At 72.2% G+C, this 1,579-nt stretch carries 2 protein-coding genes; both read left to right on the forward strand.

Going from position 1 to position 1,579, the window contains the following annotated elements:
• Positions 1 to 315 precede the first annotated feature (315 nt).
• On the forward strand, positions 316 to 753 hold the full coding sequence (locus ACFWR9_RS36805) for a DUF4442 domain-containing protein (RefSeq protein ID WP_064726772.1): 438 nt from the start codon (positions 316 to 318) through the stop codon (positions 751 to 753).
• Between the two features lie 82 nt (positions 754 to 835).
• Positions 836 to 1,459 (forward strand): DedA family protein, encoded by a 624-nt coding sequence (locus ACFWR9_RS36810; RefSeq protein WP_383850304.1) that lies wholly within the window; start codon positions 836 to 838, stop codon positions 1,457 to 1,459.
• Positions 1,460 to 1,579: the final 120 nt, after the last annotated feature.

Consider the following 1,579-nt stretch of genomic DNA (forward strand, 5'->3'; position numbering starts at 1 on the left):
GCGCCCCGCCGCGCGCCCGCGCCCCCGCGCGCCCCCCTAGCCACCCCGCCGGCCCCCCCCGGCCCCCCCCCCGCGGGCCGCCCCACCGCCGGACGTGACCGTGGGCGCGTTCCAGGGAGCGGACGGTTGCTGTCCCGCGTACGGCTGGTGCTGCTGGTAGCCGGGCCGGTGGTACGGGCTGGGCTGCCGCGAGTCCGGCCCGCCGGTGGGTGACTGCTCTCCTGGCCACATGTGCGGAAAGCATACGGCGATCATTCCGGGTGCCTGGCCTTGGATGCTACTCACGGGTAACCTGCCCTCATGAGCGCAGATCAGATGTCGATCGGCGAGTTGCTCGCCGCCACGGTGCCGATGGTCAGGACCCTGAACCTCGAGTACCTGGAGACCACCCCGGAGAAGGCCGTCCTGGCCCTCCCGGACCAGAGCGAGTACCGCAATCACGTGGGCGGACCGCATGCCGGGGCCATGTTCACGCTGGGCGAGTCCGCAAGCGGCGCGATCGTGCTGGCCGCCTTCGGGGACCAGCTCTCCCGGGCGGTACCGCTGCCAGTCACCGCCGAGATCGCCTTCAAGAAGATCGCCCTCGGCCCGGTCACCGCCACGGCGACGCTCGGCCGCCCCGCCGCCGACGTCGTCGCCGAGCTGGACGCCGGGAGCCGCCCCGAGTTCCCGGTGAGCGTCGCCATCCGGCGCGAGGACGGCGCGGTCACCGGTGAGATGACCGTCATATGGACTTTGCGTCCCAACGGCTGACCTCCCGCGAACCGGTACGCTTCCCGGGTGCGCCTCGGCCGAGGCGCACCCGGGAACAGGTACGCGAAGCGGAGGATGCGCGGTGCACGTCCAGGAGTGGCTCGACACGGTGCCCGCGGTGGCCGTGTACGCCGTCGTCGGACTGGTCATCGGTCTGGAGAGCCTGGGCATCCCGTTGCCCGGTGAGATCATCCTGGTGTCGGCAGCCCTGCTGTCGTCGCAGCACGGCGGGATCGACCCGCTGGTCCTCGGCGCCTGCGCCAGCGCGGGCGCGGTGATCGGCGACTCCATCGGGTACGCCATCGGCCGCAAGGGCGGCCGGCCTCTGCTGGCCCGGCTGGGCCGCAAGTTCCCCAAGCACTTCAGCGAGGGGCACATCGCCACCGCCGAGCGGTCCTTCCAGAAGTGGGGCATGTGGGCCGTCTTCTTCGGCCGCTTCGTCGCCCTGCTGCGCATCTTCGCGGGCCCGCTGGCCGGAGTGCTGCGGATGCCGTACTGGAAGTTCCTGACCGCCAACGTCCTCGGCGGCATCGTCTGGGCGGGCGGCACCACCGCCGTCATCTACTACGTCGGCATCGTCGCCGAGTCCTGGCTCAAGCGCTTCTCGTGGCTGGGTCTGGTGCTGGCGGTCGTCATCGGCGTGACCTCGATGCTGGTCCTGAAGAAGAAGGCGAAGAACGCCCAGTCTCTTTCTGCCGCCAAGTAGAAGCGCGCCCCCCAGGGGGGCGGGGGGGGGGGGCCCGACCACGGCCGCGGCCCCGGCCGGGTCGGGGCGTCGACCGGGGCCCTGAGGGCGGGCGACACCCACAAAGAGCCCCACACCCCG

It is taken from the genome of Streptomyces sp. NPDC058534, assembly GCF_042717365.1.
Lineage (GTDB): Bacteria > Actinomycetota > Actinomycetes > Streptomycetales > Streptomycetaceae > Streptomyces.